19 protein-coding genes and 1 pseudogene are annotated in these 22,381 nt (G+C 70.2%); 11 read left to right on the top strand and 9 right to left on the bottom strand.

What is annotated here, in order from left to right:
• Positions 1 to 73: 73 nt before the first annotated feature.
• Positions 74 to 919: a DUF4097 family beta strand repeat-containing protein gene (locus tag ACWGDX_RS14715; protein WP_453625567.1), complete on the bottom strand. Its 846-nt coding sequence runs from the start codon at positions 917 to 919 to the stop codon at positions 74 to 76.
• 195 nt (positions 920 to 1,114) lie between these two features.
• Positions 1,115 to 1,681, bottom strand: coding sequence for a hypothetical protein (locus ACWGDX_RS14720; protein WP_453625569.1), 567 nt, complete (start codon positions 1,679 to 1,681; stop codon positions 1,115 to 1,117).
• A gap of 372 nt (positions 1,682 to 2,053) precedes the next feature.
• Between ACWGDX_RS14720 and ACWGDX_RS14725 the strand changes: the two genes are divergently transcribed.
• The 3 genes from ACWGDX_RS14725 to ACWGDX_RS14735 all read left to right on the top strand — a co-directional run bounded on the left by ACWGDX_RS14725 (position 2,054) and on the right by ACWGDX_RS14735 (position 5,418).
• Positions 2,054 to 2,944, top strand: a complete 891-nt coding sequence (locus tag ACWGDX_RS14725; protein ID WP_453625571.1) for a phosphatidylinositol-specific phospholipase C — start codon at positions 2,054 to 2,056, stop codon at positions 2,942 to 2,944.
• A gap of 116 nt (positions 2,945 to 3,060) precedes the next feature.
• A complete protein-coding gene (hemC, locus tag ACWGDX_RS14730) occupies positions 3,061 to 3,996 on the top strand; it encodes a hydroxymethylbilane synthase (protein WP_453625573.1) in 936 nt (311 codons plus the stop codon).
• Positions 3,997 to 4,152: 156 nt separating this feature from the next.
• Positions 4,153 to 5,418 (top strand): serine hydrolase domain-containing protein, encoded by a 1,266-nt coding sequence (locus tag ACWGDX_RS14735; RefSeq protein ID WP_453625575.1) that lies wholly within the window; start codon positions 4,153 to 4,155, stop codon positions 5,416 to 5,418.
• A gap of 84 nt (positions 5,419 to 5,502) precedes the next feature.
• Here the strand turns inward: ACWGDX_RS14735 and ACWGDX_RS14740 are convergent, their stop codons facing one another.
• Positions 5,503 to 7,476, bottom strand: a complete 1,974-nt coding sequence (locus ACWGDX_RS14740) for an Ig-like domain repeat protein (protein ID WP_453625577.1) — start codon at positions 7,474 to 7,476, stop codon at positions 5,503 to 5,505.
• 1,495 nt (positions 7,477 to 8,971) lie between these two features.
• Positions 8,972 to 9,751, bottom strand: coding sequence for a hypothetical protein (locus ACWGDX_RS14745; protein ID WP_453625579.1), 780 nt, complete (start codon positions 9,749 to 9,751; stop codon positions 8,972 to 8,974).
• Between the two features lie 522 nt (positions 9,752 to 10,273).
• On the opposite strand from ACWGDX_RS14745, the gene ACWGDX_RS14750 reads away from it, so the two are divergent.
• From ACWGDX_RS14750 to ACWGDX_RS14770, 5 genes are all read left to right on the top strand, one after another.
• The gene (locus ACWGDX_RS14750; RefSeq protein ID WP_383037725.1) at positions 10,274 to 10,708 is read left to right on the top strand and encodes a DUF6010 family protein; all 435 of its coding nucleotides are present in this window, start codon (positions 10,274 to 10,276) and stop codon (positions 10,706 to 10,708) included.
• 52 nt (positions 10,709 to 10,760) lie between these two features.
• Complete coding sequence (locus ACWGDX_RS14755; RefSeq protein ID WP_453625580.1) at positions 10,761 to 11,042, top strand: hypothetical protein; 282 nt, start codon at positions 10,761 to 10,763, stop codon at positions 11,040 to 11,042.
• Entirely contained in the window at positions 11,014 to 11,535 is a 522-nt protein-coding gene (locus ACWGDX_RS14760) for a DUF6879 family protein (protein WP_453625582.1), read from the top strand. Before ACWGDX_RS14755 ends, ACWGDX_RS14760 begins: the two co-directional genes overlap by 29 nt.
• Before the next feature lie 16 nt (positions 11,536 to 11,551).
• Complete coding sequence (locus tag ACWGDX_RS14765; protein WP_453625584.1) at positions 11,552 to 12,403, top strand: helix-turn-helix domain-containing protein; 852 nt, start codon at positions 11,552 to 11,554, stop codon at positions 12,401 to 12,403.
• A 431-nt stretch (positions 12,404 to 12,834) separates the two neighbouring features.
• Entirely contained in the window at positions 12,835 to 13,053 is a 219-nt protein-coding gene (locus tag ACWGDX_RS14770) for a hypothetical protein (protein ID WP_383037716.1), read from the top strand.
• 165 nt (positions 13,054 to 13,218) lie between these two features.
• Here the strand turns inward: ACWGDX_RS14770 and ACWGDX_RS14775 are convergent, their stop codons facing one another.
• The 5 genes and pseudogenes from ACWGDX_RS14775 to ACWGDX_RS14795 form a co-directional block, all read right to left on the bottom strand.
• A complete protein-coding gene (locus tag ACWGDX_RS14775; protein WP_453625586.1) occupies positions 13,219 to 14,631 on the bottom strand; it encodes a sensor histidine kinase in 1,413 nt (470 codons plus the stop codon).
• A gap of 236 nt (positions 14,632 to 14,867) precedes the next feature.
• Positions 14,868 to 15,602: pseudogene (locus ACWGDX_RS14780) on the bottom strand (response regulator transcription factor); the annotation flags it as partial.
• Positions 15,603 to 15,919: 317 nt separating this feature from the next.
• On the bottom strand, positions 15,920 to 17,017 hold the full coding sequence (locus ACWGDX_RS14785) for a S1C family serine protease (protein WP_453625588.1): 1,098 nt from the start codon (positions 17,015 to 17,017) through the stop codon (positions 15,920 to 15,922).
• A gap of 174 nt (positions 17,018 to 17,191) precedes the next feature.
• On the bottom strand, positions 17,192 to 18,214 hold the full coding sequence (locus ACWGDX_RS14790; protein ID WP_453625590.1) for a LacI family DNA-binding transcriptional regulator: 1,023 nt from the start codon (positions 18,212 to 18,214) through the stop codon (positions 17,192 to 17,194).
• Between the two features lie 24 nt (positions 18,215 to 18,238).
• Complete coding sequence (locus ACWGDX_RS14795) at positions 18,239 to 19,117, bottom strand: response regulator transcription factor (RefSeq protein WP_453625592.1); 879 nt, start codon at positions 19,115 to 19,117, stop codon at positions 18,239 to 18,241.
• Between the two features lie 348 nt (positions 19,118 to 19,465).
• Between ACWGDX_RS14795 and ACWGDX_RS14800 the strand changes: the two genes are divergently transcribed.
• The 3 genes from ACWGDX_RS14800 (at position 19,466) to ACWGDX_RS14810 (ending at position 22,178) form a co-directional block, all read left to right on the top strand.
• Entirely contained in the window at positions 19,466 to 20,341 is an 876-nt protein-coding gene (locus tag ACWGDX_RS14800) for an alpha/beta hydrolase family protein (RefSeq protein WP_453625594.1), read from the top strand.
• Positions 20,342 to 20,428: 87 nt separating this feature from the next.
• Complete coding sequence (locus ACWGDX_RS14805) at positions 20,429 to 20,683, top strand: MoaD/ThiS family protein (protein WP_363083219.1); 255 nt, start codon at positions 20,429 to 20,431, stop codon at positions 20,681 to 20,683.
• Positions 20,684 to 20,693: 10 nt separating this feature from the next.
• On the top strand, positions 20,694 to 22,178 hold the full coding sequence (locus ACWGDX_RS14810) for a hypothetical protein (protein WP_453625596.1): 1,485 nt from the start codon (positions 20,694 to 20,696) through the stop codon (positions 22,176 to 22,178).
• Positions 22,179 to 22,381: the final 203 nt, after the last annotated feature.

Raw genomic sequence — 22,381 nt, forward strand, 5'->3', positions numbered from 1 at the left:
GTGCGGGGATCGGGCTACGGAGATCAGGCCTACGGAGATCGCGTGGGGCGGACCCGGGCGCGGCCCGCGCGCGTCAGACCCGGGCGCGGCGGATGTCGATGTTGCCGTAGCGGGTACGGGCCCTGACCTCGACCGTCTCCTCGGACTTGTCCGGGCTCTCGGACGCGGTGAGCGCGTTGTGCACCTGCCCGGCGCCCGAGTCGATGTCGAGCCAGGCGGCCGTGCCCTCCCGGATACCGACCTCGATGGCACCGTACGAGGTCTCCAACTGGACGGTGCCGCGGGCGACCTCGTCGACGCGCAGGGTGCCGTGGGCGGTGGTGGCGGCGACCGAGCCCTCGGCGTGCTCGATGATGATGTCGCCGTTGGCGCCGCTCACGCGCAGATCGCCCAGGGCGTCGCCGACGGTCGTGGTGCCGTGCGAGTTCTTCAGGACGGCCGGGCCGTCGAGGGTGCCGACGCGCAGGCTGCCGGAGCTGGTGGTGATCTCGGCGACCCCCTCGACACGGTCCACGGTGATGCTGCCGTGGGACGCGGTCAGGTGCAGCGGCCCGGTGCTGTCGAGCCGGACGTCACCCGACGAGGTCTTCACACGGACCTCGCCGAGCCGGCCCTCGCCGTACACCTGGGCCCAGGCGCCGGTCATCTCCACCCGCGAGCCGGTGGGCAGTTCGACCGTCACGTCGACGGTGCCCGTGCGTCCGATGAGATAGCGCTGCTTGGGCGTTTTGATAGTCAACAGGCCGCTCGCGTACCGCACCTCGGTCTGCTCGGCCGCCCGTACGTCCGGGTCCTTCTTGGGGTCGCGGGGGTGCACCTCGACGAGGGTGTCGAGCCGGTCGGCGGCGATGAACCGGATGGATCCGGCTTCCACGTGGGCGGTGGCCGAGATCGTCGCGGGGGTGTCGAAAGAAGGCATGGCTGTCCCGTCCTCTTGGGTCTTCGTGGCGTCCCTGCTGGTGGGACGTGATGTGAGTGAGGTGAGGTGCAGTGAGGTGAAGTGAAGTGAAGTGAAGTGGTGGTGCGGTGTGCGCGGGTGCGTGCAGTGCGTGCGGTGCGTGCGGTGCGGTGTGAGTGAAGTGGGCTGCGAAGGATCGGGCTGGGCTGGGCTGGGCTAGCGCACCCAGCCCGTGAAGCTCTGTCCGGCGGTGCGGGTGGTACGGGTCTTCTCCGCCGTACGCGGCCGGGTGCCGCCGTCGACCGCGGCCGACACGGCTCGTACCAGCCACGCGTTGACCGACAGGCCCTCGCGGCTCGCGGCTTCCTCGGCGCGCGCCTTGAGGTGGGCGGGCAGTCGCAGGTTGACCCGGGCGGTGCCGCCGTCGTCGCCGTCGGCGGGTGCCGCCAGGGCCGGTGCCAGGGCTGGTGCCGGTGCCGGTGCCTCGTACGCCTCGGCGGGCCCGCTCTTGTCCCCGTACGCCCCGTACGCCTCGTCCCCCGCCGGCCGCGTCACCACGAAGTCGGGGTCGAGCCCGCGCAGTCGTACGTCGACCGAGCCCGGGGCGAGTTCGCGGGTGATCTCGTCCATCGCGGCGGAGAGCACATTGAGCATCGCCAGGCGGGTCGCCGACTCCAGGGGAGCGGTGAGCCGCTCGGCCAGCTCGCGGGCTTCTTCGCCGCCGGCTTCGGCGGCCACCGCGAGTTCGCGGCGGAGGTTGTCGACATACGGCGTGAGGTCCATAACGCCATAATGGCATCACTGTGGCGCCATGTGCAAGCCCGTGTGGGGAGAGATTGTGGGTCGGGATGGATTAGACGGCCGTGACCTGCGGAAATCTTGTGGGATCGAGGTGTGTCACTGTGGCGCTATGCGGAGTCATGGCCGCTCTGGCGCATCGAGTGACACCACGTGGTGCCATGGGCCGCGGCTCCCTGGCTTTCGCGGTCCCGCCCTGGAGCGTGGCCGGGATCGAAGGTGGCGGGATCCGGCTCGCCGTCCTCCACGGTGCGTTCCGATCATTCCGCCACCGTTCATTCCACCCTGTTCCGCGCGTGACGTGTACCGGACATAATCCGAGGGCTGACCCCCCACAGCAGACGGAGGCACCCTCGTATGAGCACCCATACCGGTACGCGCCGCGGCTTTCTGACCGGCGCGCTCGCTGTTTCCGCCACCGCCCTCATCGGCGCGGCCCCCGCCGTCGCCGCGTCGCGGCGCGCGCTCGCGCCCCAGGACTGGATGGGCGGTTTCGCGGACGCCACGCCCTTGCAGCGGCTCACGATCCCCGGTACGCACAACTCCGGCGCGCAGGTCGGCGGGTTGTGGGTGGCCTGCCAGAACACCACCGTCGCCGCGCAGTTGAACAGCGGCATCCGCTTCCTGGACGTACGCTGCCGCGCCTTCGACAACGCGTTCAGCATCCACCACGCCGCGTACTACCAGAACCTGAACTTCGACGATGTGCTCGGCGCCTGCCGGGACTTCCTGCGCGACCACCCCTCCGAGACCGTACTGATGCGGCTCAAGCAGGAGTACTCCGGGGAGAGCGACGCCGAGTTCCGGCGGATCTTCGACACCTATCTCGACGGCAAGGGCTGGCGCTCCCTCTTCCGGCTGGACGGCGGCGGGCTGCCCACGCTCGGCGCGGCGCGCGGCCGGGTCGTGCTGCTCGCGGACAACGGCGGACTGCCCGGTGTGCGGTACGGGGACGGCTCGCTGTTCGACATCCAGGACGACTACCAGGCCGAACCCTTCGCCAAGTACCCCAAGATCGAGGCCCACTTCCGCAAGGCCGCCCAGCAGCCCGGCAAGATGTTCATCAATTACGTGAGCACGGCGGCCCTGTTGCCGCCCCGCTGGAACTCCGACCGGCTCAACCCGCAGGTACATACGTTCCTCGACGGCGCCGAGGCGAGCGGCTGGCGCGGGCTCGGGATCGTACCGCTGGACTTCCCCGCCACCCGCTCCGGCCTGGTGGAATCCCTGATCCGGCACAACGGCTGACCGCCGGGCACCGCCCCGTACGGTCCGGCCCGCGCCCGCCCCCGCCCCCGCCGCCCTCGGGTGGCAGGGGCGGGCGGGCCGCGGGAGCGCGGTTACGACGGTCTATCGTGGACGCCATGTCCGCCCCTGAGCTGATCCGTATCGTCTCCCGCGACTCGCCCATGGCCCTCGCCCAGGTGGAGCGTGTCCGCGCCGAGCTGGCCGTGCTCCACCCGGGCATCGCGACCGAGGTCATCCCGGTCAAGACCACCGGCGACAAGTGGATGGGCGACCTGAGCAAGGTCGAGGGCAAGGGTGCCTTCACCAAAGAGGTCGACGCGGCCCTGCTCTCCGGCGAGGCGGACCTCGCGGTGCACTGCGTCAAGGACGTCCCGGCGGACCGTCCGCTGCCCGCGGGCACCACCTTCGCCGCCTTCCTCAAGCGCGACGACATCCGCGACGCCCTCATCCACCCCGGCGGTCTCACCCTCGGTGAACTCCCGGCCGGCACCAGGATCGGCACCTCCTCGGTGCGCCGCGTCGCCCAGCTCGCCGCCTCGCACCCGCATCTGGAGTGCGTCCCGTTCCGCGGCAACGCCAACCGCCGTCTGGAGAAGCTCGCCGCGGGCGAGGCGGACGCCATCCTGCTGGCCGTCTCGGGCCTCGAACGCATCGGCCGCACCGACGTGATCACCGAGATCCTCTCGCCGGAGACGATGTGCCCGCCGATCGGCGCGGGGGTCCTCGCTCTCCAGTGCCGCGAGGACGACACCGTCCTCATCGACATCATCAGCGGCCTCGGGGATCCCGACACCTACCGCGAGACCACGGCGGAACGGATGTTCCTCCATGTCCTCCAGGGCCACTGCAACTCACCCATCGCCGGATACGCCCAGGCTCAGCGCAACGGTGATCTCTCCCTGCGCGCGTGTGTTTTCACGCCCGACGGCAAGACCGTGCTCAACGCGCACGAGTGGGCGGGCCCGCTCGACCCGGCGACCCTGGGGACGTCCGTGGCGGTCTCGCTGCTGCGGCAGGGAGCGCGTGAGCTGATCGACAACATCGCGCACTGAATCGACGGCGTCGCGCACTGCTTCTCGGTGACCGATGATTTCGGGCCACGGCTCGGGTCTTCCTTCTGACCGCACATCCGACCGCACACTTGAGGCTGCGGGCGAGACGGCGGGCCGAGACGGCTGACCGAGAAGGTGGACCGAGAAGGTGGACCGATGAGCGAACTGCGCGACGTTCTGGACAAGCACATCAGCGATGGACCGGTGCCGGGAGCGGTGGCCCTGGTGGCCCGTGGCGACCGGGTCGAGGTCCAGGAGGCCGGCTCCGTGGACATCGAGGGCACCGCCCCGATGGCCAGGGACACGATCTTCCGTATCGCCTCGATCACCAAGCCCGTCATCGCCGCCGCGGTCATGATGCTGATCGAGGACGGGGCCGGCGGCCCTCGCCGGATCGCGCTGGACGATCCGGTCGCGCCCTGGCTGCCGGAGCTGGCGGAACCGTATGTCGTCCGTACGCCGGGCAGCCCCGTCGACGACGTCGTACGGGCCGGCAGACCGATCACCGTCGCCGATCTGCTCTCCGCCCGTGCCGGGTACGGCTTCCCCGCCGACTTCTCGCTCCCGGCGCTCGCTCCCCTGTTCAGCGATCTGAAGCAGGGGGCGCCGCAGCCGCAGCAGGTCGCGCCGCCGGACGCGTGGATGGCGGAGCTGTCCCGTATCCCGCTGCTGCACCAGCCGGGCGAGGGCTGGCTGTACAACACCACCTCCGACATCCAGGGCGTGCTGATCGCCAGGGTCTCGGGCCGCCCGCTGTCCGAGTTCCTGGCGGAGCGGATCTTCGAACCCCTCGGTATGAGCGACACGGGATTCCACGTACCGCCCGCCAAGCTCGACCGGTTCACCAGCTTCTACCGTCCCGCCGACGATCCGGCGGGCGCCCCCTCCGACACCCCCTCCGACGATCCGGCGGGCGGGACCGCCGACGCCCCCGCCGACGACTCCACCGACGACCTCACCGACGCCTCTGCGGGCCGCCCCGTACTGGTCGACGCGCCCGACGGACAGTGGAGCAGCCCGCCTGCCTTCCCGTCGGGCGCCGGCGGTCTGGTCTCCACCGTCGACGACTGGCTGGCCTTCGGCCGGATGCTGCTGGCCGGGGGCAGTGCGGACGGCCGCCGGTATCTGACACCCGAGTCGGTACGGCTGATGACCACCGACCATCTCACCCCGGCCCAGCGCGACGCGGGCAAGCTGTTCCTGGAGGGCCAGGGCTGGGGCTTCGGCGGCTCGGTCGACATCGAGCCGATCGACCCCTGGAACGTACGGGGGCGCTACGGCTGGGTCGGAGGTACGGGAACGACGGCCCACATCGTCCCGTCCACCGGCACGGTCACCGTCCTGCTCAGCCAGCTCGCGATGTCCGGCCCGACCCCGCCCGACCTGATGCGGGACTTCTGGCGGTACGCGGCGGGGGCGTAGGGGCGTGAGGCGGGTCAGGCCGGTGGGCCTGAAGCCCCGAGGCCGGGTCCCGCGCGTGGGACCCGGCCTCAGGAACCGGTGGCGTTACTTCGTGAAGTACAGGTACTTCCACGCCCCGTGCGTCGTCGCGTTCACGGTGTCGCCCGAGGACCCGTTGATGTACGAGGAGCGCATACGGGCGCGGATACCGGCCTCGCCGGGCGCCCCGAGCTGGACCGCGGACTTCCCGTTGGTGGCCAGGGCGAAGTACTCGGAGCCCGAGTCGTACCACGTGCCCTGGTAGTAGACCTGGAGCTGGAAGCGCTGCGCACGGCCCTTGTAGTACGTCATGGACGTCGTCAGGACCGGGTCGGTGTTCTTGTGGAACCAGTAGTACGACGTGGAGCCGATCTTGCCCGTCTTGTAGTGCTTGGAGACGGACGTGGAGACCTTCACCTTGGCGTACGCGGTCGACTTCACGGTCTTCGGACCCGAGCGGGTGTCGCCCGTGTAGACGGCGGTGACCGAGGTGTCCCGGGTCATGTCCACGGTGACGGACAGATCGCCCTTGGAGTTGACCTTGCCCTTCTTCAGCAGCTTCTTGGGCTTGTCGCCGCCGGCCGGGTCGGCCCAGAGCTCGACGACGCGGTTCGAGTACGTCTTGCCGAGGTGGGCGGTGAAGGAGACATCGGCGCCGTACGAGTAGACGGAGCCGTTGCGGTTGAGGGAGAGGGCGGTCGACGTGCGCGAGACGGCGACCGTGTCCTTGCCCGACGCGGGTGCGTGCGTGGTGTCGCCCGCGTACTGCGCGGTGTAGATGACATTGCCGCCCGCCGGCGGGGCGTCGGTGAAGGAGAACGCGCCGGAGGAGCTGACCGTCTTCGTACCGAGCGACTTGCCCTTGGGAGAGGCGATGTCGGTACGGACGACGGTGACCTTCGAGCCTGCGGGGAAGGACTTGCCGGAGGTCAGCTTGCCGGTGACGGTGATCTTCTTGGCGCGCGTCGCCTTCGCGGGCGCGGACACGCCGACCGTGACCGGGTAGCGGGCGGCGTTCTCCAGGACGCGCAGATAGAGCTTCTCCTGCCCGGAGGAGATGACGAACAGCCTGCTGCTGTCCGGGGCCCAGGCCAGTCCCTGGTTGGCGATGGTGTCGCCGCCGGACGCGGACTGGGCGTAGGTGTACGTGCGGTACGGCTTCGTCGTACCGGGCTTGAAGACGAAGACGTCCTTGTCGTACCAGGCGAACGTGGACAGGGCGACCGTGCCGTCCGGGGCGATCGCGGCGGAGGTGGGGCCGCCGGCCTCGGTGGGGTAGCCGCCGGTACGGGTGAGGTCGTCGGCGTTGATCGCGGTGGCCGCGTAGGGGGACTCGCCCGACGCGGCGACGATTTTCTTGCCGTCCGCGCTGAGCGCGAAGTCGTTCATGTAGTTCGCGGCCTCGGGCGGCATCCCCTCCTTGCGCAGGACGGGGGCGCCCGTGGAGACGTCGTACACGGCCAGGCCCGACCAGGTGCCGTGGTGACCGAACACCAGGGTGTTCCCGGCGGACTCCAGCTCGGGGGCGTCGTACCACGACCGGTCGGGGAGCTGGTCGAGGACCACCTCGGGGGTGGCCGCCGCGGGGTCGAACGAACCCACGTGGTGCGAGGGCTGCTGCCCGTACGCGAACCACACCCGGCCGCCGGCCACGGCCAGGGTCTGCGGGTCGGTGTTCTCACCGATCGCGAACCGGGTCGCCTCGGTCGAGGTGGAGGTCGCGATGGCGACGACGCTGTCGTCGCCGGGGACGGCCGCGTAGACGGTGGCGGAGTCGGGAGTGATCGCCAGATCCCGTACGCCGGGAAGATTCGGGACGGTCGTGACGAGCTTGCCCGCGTAGTCGGTGACGACGACCTTGCCGCCGGCCGGGTCGCTGATATAGACCCGCTTGTGGACACCGTCCACGGCGAGATCGCCGTACGAGGTGATCGGAAGGGCCGCGGCGGAGTCGGCGGCAGCCGAACCCGCGGTGCCGACGGCGAGCGCCGACGAGCTGATGAGGACCGCGAGCGCGGTCGACAGGGTGCGCGTACGCACGTTGATTTTTACCCCCACAAAGAGACCCGGTGGATGGGCCGGGTGCTGAGTCGGGCCGCGCGGCTTCCGACACCGTTGATGAGGACGGCAGACGGGGCGCGGCCACTACTGCTCGCAGCGTATGCCAGGCCTGTGACACTCGCACAAATGAATTGTCGGGGGTGGGGAGTTGGTGGGGGGTGGGGTGGCGGGGGTGGCTGGGGTGGGGTGGTTGTCTTCCGGTACGGACCGAGGGGTAGTCGGGGTGGGCCGGGTGGTTTCGTGCCACGCGGGGGCCGCCCCTCTGGGTTTGAGTTTCGCGATTGCGGGTCGGGCGTCAAGGGCGCTCCTTCGTCGCGTCGGCTGCGCCGATTCCGCTGCGCTCCACCCTTGACTCCCGTCCCTCCATCGCAAGTGCGGATCAGTGGGAGGGGCGGCCCGGGGGAAGGGGTCCCCGGGGGGCTGAGTTGGGGGTGCTGGTTTCCTCCCCGGCCTGCGGCCCGGTGGGCCCTGCGGGGCTGCGCGACAGTGGAGTGGGGCGGTGACGACACCGGCTCAGCGACTGACCGTCCGCTGCTTGCTGAGGTTCAGTCCCGTGTCTGGGGTGGGTGGTTGGTGGGGTGGGTGTGTCTGTAGCGGAAGCGGATGGGCCAGTTGAAGGCCTGTTTGTGCTCTGGGACCCGTCTAACGCAACTGAGGACACATGTCCGCCTCATGGCAGCCCCCAACGCCCTCCCAAATAGGTGCATATAGGGCACCGCTGTGGCTAGCCATGCCTACTTCCCCGGGAATGGCGTGGCGATGGGTCCGGCTGCGTCCTTCGGACGTCTCTTGCGTCCTAGTGACGCGAGAAGCGTCCTCACAGGTCCCTGACCGGCAAAAAGGACACACGCACCGGCCCGTCCGGGCCGTCGAGGGCGTCAGCTCGTCCGCCTGGCGCTTGGGGTGCCACGTGACCACGAATCCCAGATACGGGACTGAACCCCAACAAGCAGCGGACGGTCTGTCGCTGAGCCGGTGCCGTCACCGCCCCATTCCACTGCCGCGCAGCCCCGCAGGGCCCACCGGGCCGCAGGCCGGGAAAGAAACCAGCACCGCCAACCCAGCCCCCCGGGGACCCCTTCCCCCGGGCCGCCCCTCCCGCCTGTCCGCACTTGCGATGGAGGGACGGGAGTCAAGGGTGGAGCGCAGCGGAATCGGCGCAGCCGACGCGACGAAGGAGCGCCCTTGACGCCCGGCCCGCAATCGCGAAACTCAAACCCAGAGGGGCGGCCCCCACGCGGCACGGGACCTACCGGCCCACCCCGATTACCCCTCGGTCCTGACCCGCAGTCAGAACAGTTACAGCAGTCACAGCAGTCACAGCAGCCAGAACAGCCAGACCAGCCACAGCCGCCCCCGGCGCCCCCGGCGACGAGCGAGGAGCCGTCGCGCGTGACGGGCGGTGAACCGGGCGTACCCCCTGCGGGCGTTGGGTGTGCCGCCGCAGGGGGTCGTCCGTACGCCACTGGTGCGGTCAGGAGCTGAAGGGGACGGCGTCTGCCGCGGAGGTGTGCCAGTTGGTGACGATCGGGTCCGCCACGAGGATCTTGCCGACCGGGAGGGAGACCGGGTTCGGGTCCTCGTTGCCGATGGCGACGATGATGCTGTTCAGCTCCTTGCCCCAGTTGTCGTTGGTGGTCTTCGGGTTCACCCCGGCGTAGGCGGTGACTCCGCGCTTCAGCGTGATCTGCGGCCCGACGGCCTGCTCCGCCGGGCCCGCCTCGGTGCCGTCGGATCCGAAGGCCACCGTGGGGAGCGCGGCGGGCAGGACGCAGGTGATGCCCGGCTTGGCCTTCGCGATGATCAGGATGTAGCCGCCGGCCTGGGTCTCGGCCCTGGTGCTCCAGGAGATGTCGTTGGCGCCGCAGACCTGCCCGTAACCGCTCTTGTCGCCGCTGCCGCTGCCGCTGCTGCTGCCGTTGCTGTCGCCGCTGCCCGCGTTGCCGCTGCCCTTGGCGCCGGAGGCGGCGTTGCTGCCGCCCGCCGTGCTTTCGCCCGCCGCGCTTCCGTTCTTGCCGCTCTCCGCGGCGGAGCCCTTGGAATCGGAGCCCTTGGACGTTTCCGCGGCGGCGTTCTCGGCGGACGTACCCGACGTGGTGCCCGTATTCGCCGCGGCACCCGTGACGGACGTGGCACCCGTACCGGACGTAGTGCCGGCGCCCGAGTCCTTCGTGTTCTGGCAGGCGGTCAGCGACAGGGCGGCGACGAGGGCGGTGGCGGCCAGAGCGGTGGTGCGGATGCGGTGCTTGAGCATGATTCTTCTTCCCGTTTCGGTCGGATCCGGCCCGCTCCCGCACCGGACGGTGTTCCGGTGGCGGCGGGGCTCGGTGGAGATGGAAGCGCGACGACGGCGAGGGAGCGTTCCCTGAGCGAGGGGTGCTTCCCAGGCCGGTGCTGCTGTCTGGTCACAGCTTTCGGGCTGGCCGGTCCGGGCCGCAACCAGCCAGGGGAAGAACGGGACGCTGGAACGGTGAAACGCCCTCTGACCTGCGGGAACAACATGCCCCTGGAACGGCGTCCCGGGACGGCGACCGTCACATCACGGCTGGGAAGGGCCCCGCCGCGTCACCGCCGCGACCGCCGTGTCACTGCCGGGACCGCCTCCGCAACATCGCCGCAAGCACGGCAGGCCCCTCCACCGGATACCGGGCGCGGGCCGTGGCGCTATCCCGTTGAAAGGTGTCACTCACGCCACTGGGGGACGGGGCGGCGGCCGGTTAGCTTCGGAAACGGCCCAGGACGGACGTCCCGCACCCCGAGAAAAGGTTCCGCAGCCATGACCTACGTCGTGCCGATTCTGATCGGCGTCGTCTACGCCCTCTTGATGTCACTGATCCGCGAACCGCACCGGCGCCGCTTCAACGCGATCATGGTGGCGGGGGCGGGAGCCGCCTATCTGAGCGGCGGAGGCTTCGGCGGCTGGGAACTCGTCTTCACCGCGGTCATCACCTACGTCGCGTACCGCGGGCTGGAATCCTGGACCTTCATCGGCATCGGCTGGCTGATGCACACCGCCTGGGACCTGGTCCACCACTTCAAGGGCAACCCGATCATCCCCTTCGCCCACGACTCGTCCCTCGGCTGTGCCATCTGCGACCCGGTCATCGCGCTGTGGTGCCTACGCGGAGGCCCGTCCCCGCGCGAACTCCTCCGCCACAAGCACCCCACGCCCCTCCAGGACCAATCCGCCCCCAAGGCAACGGCTTCGTGAATTCCCGCCCTGCTGGTGCCACTTGACGTGGACCGCCGTACGGGCGACGCTCGTGGAACCAATCGGAACCCATGAGAAGGCGGCGATGGTAATGGCGCTACGGTTCATTGCGAAGGACCCCAACACCAACGGGACGCAGTGCCCGACGGCCTGGGTGGATGACGAAGCGGAAGAGATCGTTATTCAAGGCTGGAAGGCCGGGCAGGTGCTGTTAAACCAGTGCTGCGAAACCGGGCCGATCCCAGAGACGGAAGCAGTAGTGCGTGTACCGATCCGTATGGTGCCTGCGCTGAGGGAGGCATGCGATGTCGCCGACCGACTTGGCGTTCGTTGACCTCTTGGCCAACACTCGCCATTCGGCCGTGCACCTTGAGCTACGCGACTCGTACGGAATCGGGGAGGAGGCAGCCGAGTTCGACAAGTGGCGCGACGGCTGGCGTCCCGATCCAGACCCGACCACGTGGTGGAACGATTTCCACACGTGGGTACGCGACGCGACAACCAGGGGGGTCGTGTTCCGCCGTGCCCGTGTCGTCTCTGAGCCCGTGAGCGCTTATATCAGGTACGAGCACGGGTGCACGTACCAGAACGTTGCCGCTGGTGAATTGGTCCGGTGGCTTTCACGTCGCGAGGCTTCGGATCTCGCCTTGCCGGGAAACGATTTCTGGTTGTTCGATGGGCAACTGATCATGTGGAACCACTTCACCGGCGAAGGCGGCTCAGCGGGGCCGGAGCTGGACGAACGGCCGGACGTGGCGAAGTTCTGCGCATCAGCGTTCGATACTGTGTGGGAACGAGCCACGCCCCACGAGGAATACCGGATCTGACGGACCGAACCGAGACATGCCCGCGTCCCCATCATCAAGCGTTCAGGAAGCCCGGAAGGCCATCGCTGGCCGGCTTCGGGAGATCAGGAAGGATGCGGGCTTGTCCGGCCACGTTGTGGCCGTGAGCGCTGGTTGGTACAAGTCCAAGGTCTCGCGCATTGAGAACGGGGTCACTCCTCCGTCTCCGGAGGACATTCGCGCGTGGTGCCGTGTCTGTGGGGCTGATGATCAGGCCGCCGATCTGATCGCTGCTGCCCGCTCCGCCGACACCATGTACGTCGAATGGCGACGCGTTCAGCGGTCCGGACTGAAGCAACTTCAGGAGTCATACCTCCCCCTGTACGAGCGCACCAAGGTTTTCCGAACCTACTGCGCCAATGTGGTGCCGGGAGTCCTTCAAACCCACGCCTACGCGTCTGCGCTGCTGCGTTCCATCAGCGAGTTCCACGAGACGCCCGACGATGTGAACGATGCGGTGGAGGCCCGGCTTGACCGCTCTGCGCGAGTGGTGCGCGGGGGAAACCACCGCTTCGCCTTGGTGCTCGAAGAATCGGTGCTGCGTCACCGTGTCGGAAACGCGGAGACGATGGCCGGACAGCTTGGCTATCTCCTGTCGGCCATGGCATTCCCGTCCGTTTCGCTGGGTGTGATCCCCTTCTCTGCTGAGCGCCGCATGTGGATGATCGAGACGTTCAGTGTGTACGACGAAGAGAAGGCTGAAGCGGAGCTGCTCACCGCGCGCGTGAACGTCACTGTGCCGAGTGAGGTGCAGCAGTACCTCAAAGCGTTCGGGAACTTCTCCAGACTGGCCGTCTACGGGGCCGACGCCCGCGCTCTGATCACTTCCGCGGTCGACGCGTTGGAGTGATGTGCGTAGAACTTTGTGGAACCGCCTAGGAGTTGGAGCCATCGCGGTCCTAGCGTTGTCCCTGCACGGATGACGTGAAGGCGTGCGGGGAGACTCCCGCACGCCCACCGCCTCCGTGACGGACAGTTGGACAGTCCCTCGTCCGACCGGACGTCTTGATTACGGGCAGACGTGTCCGGTCCGGGCTGATGGGGTCAGGCTCTTGCCTCGGTCAGCCCCTTCGCCGGGTGCCGCTCCGGGCCGTGAGGGCAAGCCGCTTCGGACCCCGGGGCACCGAAGGGCCCAGACGTCCGCCCCGACCGGTGAGAACCCTGGACAGGTCGAGTGGTCGGGGCGGGTGACCAACCCGCAGGGCTCAAGCCCTGCGGTTCACCGGTCACGCCACTGACCGTACGGCGCGCGTGACCCTTCACGGAAGAGGAGGTCGGTGGATGAGCGCTCAGACCGTCGACACATATGAGACGCGCAGACCGGACGCCGAGGGATGGCGCGGCATCCCGTTCCGTCACCTGGAGGACGTGCCAGTCGGCGACACGGCGGGCGTGAGCATCCTGGTGACGGCGGAGGACGACGGTGGCAAGCACGACGCGGGGCCCTTGCCGCCCGAGGCGCCGCGCGACCCGGCTCCGGGCGGTGGGGATGGCGAGTAGTCGCAGCAAGCAGTGGCAGCAGGCGGTCGCAGCAAGCAGCCGCAGTCGGTAGATCTCGCCTGTAGGTGATCCCGTGCCCCGCCTGTGCGTCTCCCCCGGCGTAGGGGCGGGGCTTCGGGCGGCGCAGGGTTCGTTACCGCGTCCACCGGGGCCGGGGCAGGGGGCTCACGGGGTTTCCGGTGGGGGTGTCGGGGCGCCCGGGATGCGGATGGCCGCCACCGTGCCGCCGCCCGCCGCGTGGCGGAGGGCCACCTCGCCGCCCGTCTGGTGGATCGTACGGGCGACGATCGACAGGCCGAGGCCGGAGCCGGGGAGGGCGCGGGCCGAGGGGGAGCGCCAGAAGCGTTCGAAGACGTAGGGGAGTTCCTCGGCGGGGATGCCGGGGCCGTGGTCGCGTACGGTCAGTTCACCGCGTTCGCTCAGGGCGACCTCCACCGCGCCGCCCGGCGGGCTGAACTTCACCGCGTTGTCGAGGACGTTCACCAGCGCCCGTTCGAGCGCGGCCGGTTCGGCCCGTACGTACCACGAGCGCAGATCCGCGGTGATGGTCAGCTCGGGGCCGCGCAGCCGGGCCCGTTCCAGCGCGCTCTCCACGATGTCGTGGAGAGCGACGACCTGGAGGGGGCCGGGGTCGGTCGCGTCCGGGCGGGAGAGTTCCTGGAGATCCCCGATGAGGGAGGCCAGTTCGGTCATCTGCGCCTTGACCGAGGCCATCAGCGCCCTGCGGTCGTCGGGCGGGATCGCGCGGCCGGTGTCCTCGCTGCGGGCGAGCAGTTCGACGTTCGTACGGAGCGAGGTCAGCGGGGTCCGCAGTTCGTGCCCGGCGTCGGCGATGAGCTGCGACTGCCGGTCGCGGGAGGACGCGAGCGCGGCGGTCATCGAGTTGAAGGAACGGGAGAGCCGGGCGATCTCGTCCTCGCCCTCGACCGGGATACGGACGGTCAGGTCCTCCGTACGGGCCACATGCTCGACCGCGCGGGTCAGCCCGTCGACCGGCCGCAGCCCCGCCCTGGCGACCCAGAGGCCGGCCGCGCCCGCGCCGACGACACCGACGCCGGCCACGGCGGTGAGGAGCAGGGCGAGCCGGTTCAGGGCCGAGTTGATCTCGGTGAGGGGCCGGGCCACGGAGACGGCGATCGGGGCGCCGGGGCGCAGGGACTCACGCTGGGTGAAGACGCGGACCTCGGTGCCGCTGTCCGTGGTGCTGTCGTGCAGCGAGGTGTGCTCGGTGCCGTTGGCGACCGCGAGATCCTCGGCCCGCACCTTCACCGGCTCCGAGTCGGGGGCGACGCACCGGGTGCCGTCGGGCAGGATCACCTGGATATAGGCGAAACCGGATCCGTTCGTGGACTCGGGAGGGATGCCGCTGGTGCAGTTGTTCAGTGCGTTCTGCACCGTGCTGGGCGGGGCGGAGGTGTTCTCCAGGGAGGTGTCCAGCTCGCTCGGCAACTGGGTACGGGTGAGCAGCCAGCAGGTCACGGCCACCGCGGCGACGGCGACGGCGACGGCCGTGGTGACCAGCAGCGCGAGCCGGGAGCGCAGTGGCAGTGACTGGAACCGGTGGATCAGACCCCTCACGCCGCGCCGCCGCTTCCGCCGCCGGGAGAGCCGCCTTGCGAGCCGCCTCGCGTGCCGCCCTGCGAGCCGCCGGGGGTGAGTCCGGAGGCACGCGCGGCTCCTCCCGTACCGCCCGCACTGCCCGTACCGCCCGCACTGCCCGTACCGCCCGCACTGCCCGTACCGCCCGCACTGCCCGTACCGCCCGCACTGCCCGTACCGCCCGCACTGCCCGAACCGCCCGTACCGCCCGCACTCCCCGCGCCGCCTCCCGCGCTGTCCGCACGCAGCGCGTATCCGACACCACGCACCGTGTGCACCAGCCTCGGTTCTCCGCCGCTCTCCGTCTTACGGCGCAGATACATCACATACACGTCCAGCGAGTTGGAACTCGGCTCGAAGTCGAAGCCCCAGACGGCCTTGAGGATCTGCTCGCGGGTGAGCACCTGCCGGGGGTGCGCCAGGAACATCTCCATCAGCGTGAATTCCGTACGGGTCAGTTCCACCCGCCGGTCGCCCCGCATGACTTCGCGTGTGGTCAGGTCCATCCGTAGATCGGCGAAGGCGAGCACGTCGTTGCCCGGCAGCTCGCCGGTCGTCGTCGCGTACGAGCTGCGCCGCAGGAGGGCGCGGATACGGGCGAACAGCTCGTCCAGCTCGAAGGGCTTGACCAGATAGTCGTCGGCGCCCGCGTCCAGCCCCGTGACCCGGTCGCCGACCGTGTCGCGGGCGGTCAGCATCAGGATCGGCACCTTCGAACCGGCGGCCCGGAGCCGGCGGGCGGCGGTCAGGCCGTCCATACGGGGCATCTGGATGTCGAGGACGATCAGGTCCGGGGTGTACGCGGTGGCCTTGGCGAGGGCGTCGACACCGTCGACGGCGACCTCGGTCCCGTACCCGTCGAACGCGAGGCTCCGCTGGAGGGCCTCGCGTACGGCGGGTTCGTCGTCGACGATCAGGATTCTCTGGGGATCGCCTTCGGCGGGACTCATATCGCTTCCACCTCGTCCTCGTCGCTGGATCGTCGGGTCTTGTCGGGTCTCGTCGGGTCGGATCTCGTCAGGTCTGCCGGTCGCGCGGGTCCGTCGGTCGTGCGGGTCTGCCGGTCGCGCGGGTCCGTATCGGTCGTGCGGGTCTGTCGGTCGTGCGGGGCGCCGCTCCGTGGCGCGGACCGGTGTTATCAGCGTCGCACGGCCGCGGTGCGCTTACGTGCCGCACACCTCTTACGGCCGAGGCTGAGGCGGCGGCCGCGGTCGCCTCGCGGCCACCGCGGCCGTGAACCGGTCAGCTCGTACCTCCGCCCCGCAGCTCAGCTCGTACCCCCGCCCCGCAGCGCCGCGAGATCCGACTTGACCGTATTGACCGGGATGGCGAAGCCCAGGCCCACGCTCCCGGCGCCGGAGCCGCCGCCGACCGAGGAGGAACTCGGCGCGTACATGGCCGAGTTGATGCCGATGATCTCGCCGTTCATATCGATCAGGGCGCCACCGGAGTTGCCGGGGTTGAGTGACGCGTCGGTCTGGAGCGCCTTGTACGTGGTCTTCGAGGACCCGGTGTCCCCGTTGAACTGCTGCCCGCCGAACTCGAACGGCCAGTTTCCGCCGCCCGGCTGCTGCCCCTGGCCCTGTCCCTGGTCCTGCTCCTTGGCGACGGTGACGTCCCGGTTCAGCGCCGAGATGATGCCGCTGGTGACCGTGCCGGTCAGGCCCTCGGGGGAGCCGATCGCCACGACCTCGTCACCCACGCCCACCTGGTCGGAGTTGCCGAGCGTGGCGGTCTTGAGGCCGCTCGCGCCGTTCAGCTTGACGAGCGCGAGGTCCTTGTCCGCGTCCGTGCCCACGACCTGGGCGTTGTAGGTCTTGCCGTCGCTGAGCCGCGCCTGCACCGTCGAGGCACCGGCGATGACATGGTTGTTGGTGATGATCTCGCCGTCGGACGTGATGATCACGCCGGAGCCGGTGGACTGTCCGGAGTTCGAGCTCGCGGTGATCTCGACGATCGTCGGGGACACGGCCTGGGCGACACCGGCGACCGTGCCCTTGCTGACCTGCGAGACCGTGGTCCCGCTCACGATCGTGTCCCCGCCGCTCGTACCGTCGCCGGAGCGCTGTCCGACCAGGGTGGCCGTGCCGCCGCCGATGATCGCGGCGGCGATCGCCACGGCCGCGAGGAGTGCGACCGGGGCCTTGGCCCTGCCGCCCCTGTGCGCCGTGGCGGTATGGGCCGTCGCGATGTCGTCGCCGTCACTGTCGCCGTGACCGCCGCTGTGGCCGTGGTGGACCGGCGGTGCGGGGGGACCGTACGCGGGGGGCGGCGGGTACGCCGGGCCCGGGAAGCCTTCGGAGGACCCTACGGTGGGCTGCTGCGTGCTGTCTGCGTCGCCGCTGCTGCGGTAGTAGTCGGTCATGGGATCGACTGTCGGCGCGCGAGATGAGAAGCGGCTGAGGACGTTCTGAGAAGCCCAACAAAACCCTGTATGCCCCATGTAAAGAGATCGGCGGCTGGACCGGCGCCCCTGCTCGGGAGGTCGGCGGTCGGACCGGCGTCCCTACGCGGGAGGCCGGCGGTCGGACCGGCGTCCCTACGCGCAGCCGCAGGAGCGCCGCACGATCAGCGCCGACGGGAACTGCTTCACCCGTTCCCGCCGCGACCCGGCCACCCTCAGCCCGTCGTCCAGCACCAGATCCACCGCGGCCCGCGCCATCGCCGGCCGGTCCGAGGAGATCGTCGTCAGCGGCGGATCGGTGAGCGCGGCTTCCTTCACATCGTCGAAACCCGCCACGGCCAGTTCGCCCGGGACATCGAGCCGCAGCTCGCGCGCGGCCCGCAGGACACCGATCGCCTGGTCGTCCGTGGCGCAGAAGATCGCCGGGGGTCTGTCGGGGCCGGACAGCAGATCCAGCGCGACCACATAGGCGTCGTAACGGTTGTAGGGAGCCTTGAAGAGGCGTCCCTCCACCGACCGGCCGGACTCCAGCATCGCCCGCCGCCAGCCCTCGACATGGTCCGTCACCGGGTCACCGACGACCGGCGTGGACTCGACGCCGCCGAGACAGGCCACGTACTCGTAACCGTGCTCCAGGAGATGGCGGGTGGCGAGCTGGGCGCCGCCGATGTCGTCCGTGACGACCGCCACGTCGTCGATGCCCTCGGGACGCTCGTGCAGCAGCACCACCCGGGCGTCCCAGGCCTCGATCTCGGCGGCGGCGCGCTCGCTCGGGCCCTGGCTGACCAGGATCAGCCCGGACACCCGCATACCGAGGAAGGCCCGCAGATAGTGGACCTCGCGCTCGTCCCGGTAGTCGGAGTTGCCGACCAGCACCATTTTCCCGCGCTCGGCCGCGGCCTGCTCCACCGCGTGCGCCATCTCCGCGAAGAAGGGCTGCCGGGCGTCCGGCACGACCATCCCTATCAGGTCGGTCCGCCGCGAGGCCATGGCCTGGGCGACCCGGTCGGGGCGGTAGCCCAGCTCCTTGATCGCGGCGACCACCCGCTCGCGCGTGGCCGGGGCGACCGGCCGGGGTCCGTTGTTGATGACGTAGCTGACGACCGCCGTCGACGTACCCGCCAGTCGTGCCACATCGTCCCGCGTCACCTTGGCCACGCGCGGCAGTCTACGCGGGGTGACCTACCGCTTGGCAGGCCGTACGGCAGGTTCCCGCACCGAAGCCCGCTCGGTGGCCGAAACCGTACGCCCGCGCTCCTCCGCCGTCTCGTGCCGCGGCTCGGCACGGGGGTCGTGGCGGGGATCGTGACGGGAGGTGTCACGGGGCTCGTCACGGGAGGATTCGGGAGCTGTCGCCTTCGCCTTGGCCTCCTCGGCGGCCCGCTCGACCTTCTCCGGGGTGACGAAGCGGTAGCCCACGTTCCGTACGGTCCCGATCAGGGACTCGTGCTCGGGACCGAGCTTGGCGCGCAATCGCCTTACATGTACGTCGACCGTGCGCGTACCGCCGAAGTAGTCGTAACCCCAGACCTCCTGGAGGAGCTGGGCCCGGGTGAAGACCCGGCCGGGGTGCTGTGCGAGGTACTTGAGCAGCTCGAACTCCTTGAAGGTCAGGTCGAGGACCCGCCCCTTGAGCTTCGCGCTGTAGGTGGCCTCGTCGACCGACAGATCGCCGTTGCGGATCTCCATCGGGGAGTCGTCCGACGAGATCTGCTGGCGGCCCATCGCGAGCCTCAGCCGTGCCTCGACCTCGGCGGGGCCCGCCGTGTCGAGCAGTACGTCGTCGATCCCCCAGTCCGCCGTGACGGCGGCGAGTCCGCCCTCGGTCACGACGAGGATCAGCGGGCAGCCGGGTCCCGTGGACCGCAGAAGCTGGCAGAGCGACCTGACCTGCGGCAGGTCACGCCGGCCGTCGATCAGGATGACATCGGCACCAGGGGTGTCGACGAGGGCGGGCCCCTCGGCGGGAGCGACCCGCACATTGTGGAGCAGGAGCCCGAGTGCCGGCAGCACCTCCGTCGAGGGCTGGAGTGCGTTGGTCAGGAGCAGCAGGGAGCTCATCGCCGCTCACCTGCCCTGGTCGGTCCGATGGCGGGGGCGGCGGCCGGTGCGGTCGCCTGTCCGATGGCCGGTGCGGTCGTCGGCCCGGCGGCCGGCCCGGCCGGTTCGGTCGGACAGTGGTCGTGCGTGGTTTGCTTGCCCATTACGTCGGTTCCTCCTCGGTCCCTGCGAGGACGTATGCGGCACTGCTCGGTAGTGCCGTAGCGCGGTGCTCGCACCGCACTGCTCAGTACTACCGCTTGGTACTGCCCGGTACCGCTGTGTCATCTGTCTGTAACAACGGACCGGAAACACAAAAGGACCCGGGGGCTACGTTGCCCGGATCCTCTTCGCAGCAGAATAACCCACATGTGTACCGCGTCATCTGGTCAATCCCGCAGATCATCTGATTCATCTACGGTGCCCACTGCCCGGCGCGCGGTTCTCAGGACCGTGGACCGGGTCCCCATCGAGGCGGTGTACGAGCCGTGTACGGCGGGTTTCCCCCGGGATTCCGGGGGTGGCGGCGGGACCGCGATCGTGCTGGCCCACGGTTTCACCGGGTCGGCGGAACGGCCGGCCGTACGACGGGCGGCGCGGGTCTTCGCCCAGCGTGCGGCGGTCGTGACCTTCTCGTTCCGTGGACACGGGGGCTCCGGCGGACGGTCCACGGTCGGCGACCGGGAGGTGCTCGATCTGGCGGCGGCGGTGGCATGGGCACGTTCGCTCGGCCATGAACGTGTGGTGACGGTGGGTTTCTCGATGGGTGGCTCGGTGGTGCTGCGCCATGCCGCGTCGCACAGGGGGCGCACGGATGCGCGCACCGACGCCGTCGCCTCCGTAAGCGCTCCCGCGCGCTGGTACTACCGGGGGACGGCACCGATGCGACGGCTGCACTGGGTGGTCACACGGCCCGCCGGACGGCTCGTCGGACGGTACGGATTGCATACGCGTATCCACCACCGGAAGTGGGATCCGGTACCGCTCTCGCCCGTCGAGTCGGTCCCGCTGATCGCCCCGACCCCGCTGCTGGTCGTACACGGTGACCGTGACCCGTACTTCCCGCTGGACCATCCGCGCATGCTGGCCGCCGCGGCGGCCACGACGGCGGGGGCGGGACCCGCGGAACTCTGGCTCGAACCCGGAATGGGCCACGCCGAGAACGCGGCGGACGAGGCCCTGCTCGCACGGATCGCGGAGTGGCTGACGGCCGGGGAGCGGGGGCGCGCGGACATCCGGCGGTAGCGCGGAAGGCGGCCCGCGTAGGGAGGCCCGGACCCGGAACGGCCGGGGGCGTCGGCCATCATGGAGGCCGACGAAAGGAGTGCCGCTATGGCAGCGGGCACGATCCGCTACTGGGCCGCGGCCAAGGCAGCGGCCGGAGTCGCCGAGGAATCGTATACGGCCGACAACCTGGCCGACGCGCTCGACGCCGTGCGGTCGAAGCACCCCGGTGAGCTGACGCGGGTACTCCAGAGGTGTTCGTTCCTTGTCGACGGTGACCCCGTGGGAACGCGTGGCCATGAGACCGTACGGCTTGCCGAGGGCGGCACGGTCGAGGTGCTCCCGCCGTTCGCAGGAGGGTGAACCGCACAACATGAGCAACGATCAGCAGTATCCGTACGGCCAGCACGGGGGCAACGGCGCGTACGGGGAGCAGGGCCAGTACGGCGACCAGTACGACCAGTACGGCAACCCGCGGCAGCCCCAGCAGTCGCAGCAGCCCCAGCACCCTCAGCAGCAGCCCGCGTATCAGGAGCCGGTCCAGGATTCGGGCGCCGCGCAGACCTGGGAGGGCCAGACCTGGGACACCCAGTACCAGCCGCGTCTCCAGTGGCAGCAGGACCAGTACGGACAGCAGGGCCAGCAGCCTCAGCCGTATCCGCAGGGACAGGGGCAGGGACAAGGGCAGGCGCAGGGACAGGGGCAGGGGCAGGCGCAGGCGCACCAGCCGTATCAGCAGGCGCCTCAGGCCGCTGCCGCCGCCGAGACGGCCTATCTGCCGGTGCAAGGCGTGCAGGGGACGCAGGGCATGCAGGGGACGCAGGGCACCTATCCGCTGCCGCCCGAGATGCCCGTGCCGGGTCGGACTCCCGGTGCGGGGCCCGCTGCGGGACTCGCTGCGGGGCCCGGCGCGGCGTCAGGTGCGGCACCCGGTCCGGGTCCGGCACCGTACGCGTCCCAGGGCGTGTTCCAGGGACAGGGACAGGGTCCGGCGCTGACCGGCGCCACGTCCGCTTCCGCCCCCGCACACGCTTCCGCCCCCGCTGCCACGCCTGCCGCCGCCGACGGCTACAGCGCCCCCACCACCATGGGCAACGCCCGGATCACCGACGCCCAGCGCGCCCGCGCCGAGGGCCGGTCGCCGATCATCCCGCCGGGTATGCAGCCGGCCGGCCTGACCGCCGTACTCGGCCTGCTGCTGGCCGGGGGCGCGGCGGTCGGACCGTACGCGCTGCTCGTCCCGCTGGTGCTGCTCCAGGCGGTCACCGCGGCGGGCTGGTTCCGGCTGAACGGCATGTGGCCGGCCAGACAGGGCATCGCGCTCGCCTTCCTCGGCGGGCTCACCGCCGATGTCGCGCTGCTCGCCGTCGACGACGAGTACGCGGTGGCCGCGGTCATCGGCACCCTCGGGGTGTGGGTGCTACTCACGGTCGTGCTGCAACTGCGCAGCCGCGCGGGCGCCGACGAGCGGATGGAGGGCCTGATGGCCACCGTCGTCTCGGCCGCGCTCACCATCATCGCCACCGGACATCTCGCGGCCCTGCCGGACGCGGTGGTCGTGGGCGGGGTGGCGGTCGCCGTGGCCACCGTGGCGCGTGCGCTGCCGCTGCCGGGGATCGTCTCCGTGGTGGTGGCCCTGCTGGTCGCGACGGGCGCCGGGGCGGTGGTCGGCGGTATGACGGATCTGGGCGGCGCGGGCGCGCTGCTGGGACTCGGGGCCGGGGTCTGCGCGCTGGTCGGGCTGCGGGCCGCGAGCTATGACTATCCGTCCCGTTTCGTGCATATGACGGCGGGAGTGGCCCTGCCGCTCACGGCCGCCGCTCCGGCCGTCTATCTGCTGGGCCGCGTGCTGGGCTGACCGTTCGGAGAAGGTCCGAGAAGCGCCGGAGGAGCGGAGGGGGAGCGCCGGAGGAGCGTCCGAGAAGCGCCGGAGGAGCGGAGGAGGAGCGGAGGACGGTCCGGTCCGAGCGTTCGGAGGTCGGTTCCGGGAACCGTTACGCTCGCACGATCGTCAGGGAAGCCAGAGCGATCGAAAGTGATCAAAGGTGATCACGGGGATCG

Source organism: Streptomyces sp. NPDC055025 (assembly GCF_053608565.1).

Bases quoted from the DNA above. Each gene is read 5' to 3' on its own strand.
- ACWGDX_RS14810 (WP_453625596.1), top strand. From the start codon at position 20,694: ATGAGCAACGATCAGCAGTATCCGTACGGCCAGCACGGGGGCAACGGC.
- ACWGDX_RS14785 (WP_453625588.1), bottom strand. From the start codon at position 17,017: ATGACCGACTACTACCGCAGCAGCGGCGACGCAGACAGCACGCAGCAG.
- ACWGDX_RS14805 (WP_363083219.1), top strand. From the start codon at position 20,429: ATGGCAGCGGGCACGATCCGCTACTGGGCCGCGGCCAAGGCAGCGGCC.
- ACWGDX_RS14750 (WP_383037725.1), top strand. From the start codon at position 10,274: ATGACCTACGTCGTGCCGATTCTGATCGGCGTCGTCTACGCCCTCTTG.
- ACWGDX_RS14800 (WP_453625594.1), top strand. From the start codon at position 19,466: ATGTGTACCGCGTCATCTGGTCAATCCCGCAGATCATCTGATTCATCT.
- ACWGDX_RS14720 (WP_453625569.1), bottom strand. From the start codon at position 1,681: ATGGACCTCACGCCGTATGTCGACAACCTCCGCCGCGAACTCGCGGTG.
- ACWGDX_RS14760 (WP_453625582.1), top strand. From the start codon at position 11,014: ATGTCGCCGACCGACTTGGCGTTCGTTGACCTCTTGGCCAACACTCGC.
- ACWGDX_RS14795 (WP_453625592.1), bottom strand. From the start codon at position 19,117: ATGAGCTCCCTGCTGCTCCTGACCAACGCACTCCAGCCCTCGACGGAG.
- ACWGDX_RS14725 (WP_453625571.1), top strand. From the start codon at position 2,054: ATGAGCACCCATACCGGTACGCGCCGCGGCTTTCTGACCGGCGCGCTC.
- ACWGDX_RS14715 (WP_453625567.1), bottom strand. From the start codon at position 919: ATGCCTTCTTTCGACACCCCCGCGACGATCTCGGCCACCGCCCACGTG.
- ACWGDX_RS14745 (WP_453625579.1), bottom strand. From the start codon at position 9,751: ATGCTCAAGCACCGCATCCGCACCACCGCTCTGGCCGCCACCGCCCTC.
- ACWGDX_RS14765 (WP_453625584.1), top strand. From the start codon at position 11,552: ATGCCCGCGTCCCCATCATCAAGCGTTCAGGAAGCCCGGAAGGCCATC.
- hemC (WP_453625573.1), top strand. From the start codon at position 3,061: ATGTCCGCCCCTGAGCTGATCCGTATCGTCTCCCGCGACTCGCCCATG.
- ACWGDX_RS14735 (WP_453625575.1), top strand. From the start codon at position 4,153: ATGAGCGAACTGCGCGACGTTCTGGACAAGCACATCAGCGATGGACCG.
- ACWGDX_RS14770 (WP_383037716.1), top strand. From the start codon at position 12,835: ATGAGCGCTCAGACCGTCGACACATATGAGACGCGCAGACCGGACGCC.